Consider the following 4,514-nt stretch of genomic DNA (forward strand, 5'->3'; position numbering starts at 1 on the left):
ATGGACACCATCCGCGACGGAATTGGTGTCGTCGGCTTTGGCGGCATGCCGTTTCGCATGCTTTCGAAACAAAAACTTGCCTATTACTACCAGCCGCAACGCCATGTCGGCGAAGTTCTTGCCCGCCACCTGCATGACCTGATGAACGGCACACCGCCCGAAAATCTTCAGACGCTTCTGCCCTATCACCGCATTGACGACCTTGCCGCCTTCCGCGAGGGCGAGGATTTCTAAGCCCAAACCCGGCTAGGCGGATTACTTAACCGCCCCCTAGCTCTCCTTGGCGTCCTTGGCGGCCTCTGAATTACCGACCCAGCGCACCAGCATGAGCTCGACCGGTTTCAGCGCGACCAGGATAATAAAGGTCAAGACGGTTGCAATAATCACGATATGCCAGGCCGCAAGCGCACAGGCGATGCCAAGCGCTGCGGTCATCCAGACGGTCGCAGCGGTGGTAAGCCCCGTGACCGACATGTTTTTTGGCTCGCGCAAAATAACACCGGCACCAATGAAACCGATCCCGGTCAGAACACCTTGCAAAATCCCCTGAACCACACGTGAAAGCGCGTCGGGATGATCAATCAGATCCTGAAAATGGACCGCCACGACCGACACCACCGCCGCACCAAGTGACACAAGGGCAAGGGTGCGCATGCCGGTTGGCTTGCCATTCACATCACGGTTCAACCCGATCAGCATGCCAATGACTGTTGCCGCCACCAGACGCGCAATCATATCGATCACGCCAATATCGAAGTATTTTTCCGCCGTGGCGAAATAGGGAAGGTCGGTCAGCATGCGATAAACCCTTGCCATTCAAACATTCCCCAAACGCTTCGCACGCAATCAATGTTCCGAGCTGATGCACGGCCAACCAGTTCCTTGATCACAGTCAGGCAGGTGATATCGCATGCTCCATGTCAGTTGCCTTGGCCATCAACCAGTCAAAGAACAGCGCAATTCGCGGATCACGCCTGGGCGGATCAAGCGTGATCAGGACATAATCAAAGCCCGTCGGGGCCATGCCATGCGGCGCTATCAGCCTCCCGGACGCCAGATCATCAGCCACAAGCGGCAAGGGACCGATCGCTGTACCAAGCCGATTAACGGCTGCCTGCAGGGCGAAAAAGAAATGATCGAAATACTGCTCGCTTGCCGGGGTTGCCGTGCTGCCGCTGCTGCGTTTCCAGTCATCCCAGGCATCGGGACGCGTTCGCGTATGAAGCCAGCGGGCGTTGGACAAATCCCTTGAAAGGATGGTTTCCCAGCATTCCGGATCGCAAACCGGCCCTGCATATTCCGGCCAAAGACGGGTGGTGATGTAATGCTCGGAAATCCCGTAATCCGCACGCCGAATGGCAACATCACAACCATCCGCCAACAAATCCACCGGCCCGCCCGCCAGTCTCAGATCAATATTCAGATCCGGGTTGGCCTCGCGAAAGCTGCCAAGACGCGGCATCAACCAACGCATCGCAAGGCTGGGCTCGCACGATACGGTCAATATCGGGGATGACTTGTCATGGCGATGGATATCCTCAATTGCCTGATCAAGCCCATCAAGCGCACCCGTTGTTGCCTTCAACAACCGCTCGCCTGCGGCCGTCAGCCAGACCCGCCGATTGCGCCGAACAAACAGCTTAACACCCAGACGTTCTTCGATTTGTGCAACCGCGCGACTGATCGCGCCATGTGTCAGATTAAGCTCATCCGCCGCACGCGAAAAGCTTTGATGGCGGGCTGCGGCCTCAAAGGCGGGCAGGGCCACCAAGGGGGGCAAACTGCGTTTTCTGTGAATATTACTCACAATAAATACCAGTATTTTTCGATTTTCCGGCGATCTGAACAGTTTGATACTGAATTCACTCACACATCAAATGAATTCAGCATTCACAAGGGATCACATCATGCCGGAATGGACAGGCGATATCTTATCGATGGAAATCATTGCCGTTGGCATCATCACCATTCTCGCCGTGATCAGCCCTGGCCCGGACTTTGCGATGGTGACCCGGATCGCCCTTGCACGCGGGCGGCGGGCGGGCGTGCTTTGCGCCATCGGGATCGGTGCTGGCATCTCGGTGCATCTCGGCTACACGCTGATCGGGCTGGGTGTTGTTTTTGCCAGTAATATCTGGGTTTTGTCAGCTCTGCGCTACCTTGGGGCAGCTTATCTGATCTGGCTTGGCGTATCGGCTCTTTGGCCAGACATTCGACGCCTGCTGGGCAGGCCAGCTCACAGCAAAAGTGCTTCGAGCGTCACAAACTCTGATCCGTCGGATCAAAACCAAACCAGTTCGGCACAAAACAGCGGATCGGCGTTTTGGATCGGTTTTGCCTGCAATGCGCTAAACCCCAAAACCATGTTGTTTATCGTATCTCTGTTCAGTCAGGTGATTTCACCAGACACCGGGATCGTTCAGGAAGTCGCGTATGGTGTTTATATCGCGGCCTGCCACATGATCTGGTTTGCGCTTGTCGCAACAGCCCTGACCCTGCCATCGGTGCAGGCGCGCATTGCCGCCATCAAATCATGGATCGAGCGCGGTGTTGGCATCTGTCTTGCCGGCCTGGGCGTCAAGCTTCTGGCAAGCTAGGGCGAACGTGAACCTCAAAGATCAGATAAACAGCATCTCGCCATTCTGCTTGGCATCGTTCAGGAACGTAACAACACCGCCGGTCTCAATCGCCAGTTCTTCACGCTTTGCCTGATCTTCAAGGCCGAGGGCGCGCAGGCCCATCTCGCAGATCATGAATTTGGCGTTAAGGCTGGCACAGGCCGACAACAATTCTTCGAAAGTGCCGATGCCGCGCGTCGAGTAACTCAGATCAATCGAGGTCGCTGTTGCCCCGTCAACCTCGGTGCGCAGATGGCGCCAACCCGACGGCGCAAACAGCGCCCGGCTGGCTTCCATGGTAAAGAACAGCGTCACTTCACGGCCAGATGCCAAGGCGGCCGATGCCATTACGAGGGCGTAATGAACCTTTTCATAGGTCCCGGAAAACACCACCAGGGAGAGTTTCTTGGGCGTATCAGACTCAGTGCTCATGAATAGACAGGTCCTTGATTGTGGCGTTTTCTGAACAGGTCGGGCAGCCCGGATCGCGGGGCACCTTGATCTTGCGAAACGAGGCGGACAGGGCATCGATAATCAAAAGCTGGCCTGAAAGGCCATCGCCGATGCCCATCAGCTCCTTGAGCACCTCTGTCGCCTGAATGCCGCCGATCATGCCGACAACCGAGCCCAAAACGCCGCCCTGCGCACAGGACGGAATGGCGTCTTCGGGGGGCGGGGCGTGATAAATGCAGCGATAACAGGGATGCGGGGCACCCAGATGGGCCTTGAAGGTCGATACCTGCCCGTCAAAGCGAAGGGCGGCACCGGAAACCAGCGTCTTGCCCGCCATATAGCAGGCATCGTTGAGTAAAAAGCGCGTATCGAAATTATCCGACCCGTCGGCAATCACATCATAATCGGCAATCAGATCCATGACGTTGCTGGCATCAAGCCGGGTGTTGTGGGCCTGCACGGTGACTTCGGGGTTCATATCCGCCATGGTCGCCTTGGCACTGTCGACCTTGGGCGTTCCGACATCCTTCATGCCATGCGCGATCTGGCGTTGCAGGTTGGAAAGTTCGACCGTGTCAGCATCGACAATGCCAATCGTGCCAACCCCGGCAGCGGCCAGATACATCGCAAGCGGCGATCCAAGTCCCCCCGCCCCAACGATAAGAACCCGACCGCGCTTAAGCTTCATCTGCCCCGTGCCGCCAACCTCCTTAAGGACGATGTGGCGGGCATAGCGTTGCACTTCATTTTCGCTGAAATCGAAATCACTCACGCGGGTGGGCTTCCTGTCAGAACGTCGGTCATCAGATCAGATGGTAATCCACTAGGCTTTTGCATATAGCCCATGGAACCGTGGCCTCAAGCAAAGATTTCATATCTATATCGCAACGAAGTGCTTTCATTGCTCTGTCAACCAAGCCAGAGCCCCGCATTCCACCAATGAAAAAGGCCCGGCACATCGTGCCGGACCCTTTGAAATCTTTGGTCTTTCAGGCTGCTTATTGCAGACCTTCGAACAACGGGGTCGAAAGATACCGTTCGGCAAAGCTCGGTATGATCACAACAATGCGCTTGCCTTCGTTTTCCGGCAGCTGGCCAAGCTCGATCCCCGCGGCAACCGCTGCACCGGATGAAATACCGGTCGGCAGGCCTTCGATGCTGGCAAGCTTGCGGGCGGTGGCAAAGGCGGTCTCGTTGCCGATGGTCATGACCTTGTCGATGACATCGATATTGAGGTTGCCCGGAATAAAACCGGCACCAATGCCCTGAATTTTATGCGGGCCCGGTGCACCACCGGAAATAACCGGGCTGTCTTCGGGCTCAACAGCAACGATCTGGATGTTCGGGTTATGCTTTTTAAGCACTTCACCTACCCCTGTCAGGGTCCCGCCGGTACCGACACCGGCAACAAAGATATCTACCTTGCCGGCAGTATCCTTGATG

At 56.2% G+C, this 4,514-nt stretch carries 6 protein-coding genes and 1 pseudogene; 2 read left to right on the forward strand and 5 right to left on the reverse strand.

All coding sequences use genetic code 11. The annotated features are described in order from the left end of the window. Positions 1–234: pseudogene (locus B3Z49_RS19470) on the forward strand (LacI family transcriptional regulator); the annotation flags it as partial. A gap of 36 nt (positions 235–270) precedes the next feature. Here B3Z49_RS19470 and B3Z49_RS19475 read toward each other — a convergent pair. After that, positions 271–816 (reverse strand): MgtC/SapB family protein, encoded by a 546-nt coding sequence (locus B3Z49_RS19475; RefSeq protein ID WP_008888840.1) that lies wholly within the window; start codon positions 814–816, stop codon positions 271–273. A 76-nt stretch (positions 817–892) separates the two neighbouring features. Continuing rightward, positions 893–1,807: a LysR substrate-binding domain-containing protein gene (locus tag B3Z49_RS19480; protein ID WP_296993883.1), complete on the reverse strand. Its 915-nt coding sequence runs from the start codon at positions 1,805–1,807 to the stop codon at positions 893–895. Positions 1,808–1,907: 100 nt separating this feature from the next. On the opposite strand from B3Z49_RS19480, the gene B3Z49_RS19485 reads away from it, so the two are divergent. Beyond that, positions 1,908–2,597, forward strand: a complete 690-nt coding sequence (locus tag B3Z49_RS19485; protein ID WP_296993885.1) for a LysE family translocator — start codon at positions 1,908–1,910, stop codon at positions 2,595–2,597. A 21-nt stretch (positions 2,598–2,618) separates the two neighbouring features. Here the strand turns inward: B3Z49_RS19485 and B3Z49_RS19490 are convergent, their stop codons facing one another. The 3 genes from B3Z49_RS19490 to B3Z49_RS19500 all read right to left on the reverse strand — a co-directional run. Next, positions 2,619–3,050: a DsrE family protein gene (locus B3Z49_RS19490; RefSeq protein WP_296993888.1), complete on the reverse strand. Its 432-nt coding sequence runs from the start codon at positions 3,048–3,050 to the stop codon at positions 2,619–2,621. Continuing rightward, the gene (locus B3Z49_RS19495; protein ID WP_296993890.1) at positions 3,040–3,843 is read right to left on the reverse strand and encodes a HesA/MoeB/ThiF family protein; all 804 of its coding nucleotides are present in this window, start codon (positions 3,841–3,843) and stop codon (positions 3,040–3,042) included. The genes B3Z49_RS19490 and B3Z49_RS19495 overlap by 11 nt, the downstream gene beginning before the upstream one ends. A gap of 226 nt (positions 3,844–4,069) precedes the next feature. Next, on the reverse strand, positions 4,070–4,514 hold a 445-nt coding region (locus B3Z49_RS19500; protein WP_296993892.1), incomplete at its 5' end, for a pyridoxal-phosphate dependent enzyme.

Source organism: Thalassospira sp. UBA1131 (assembly GCF_002311515.1).
Taxonomy (GTDB): Bacteria; Pseudomonadota; Alphaproteobacteria; order Rhodospirillales; family Thalassospiraceae; genus Thalassospira.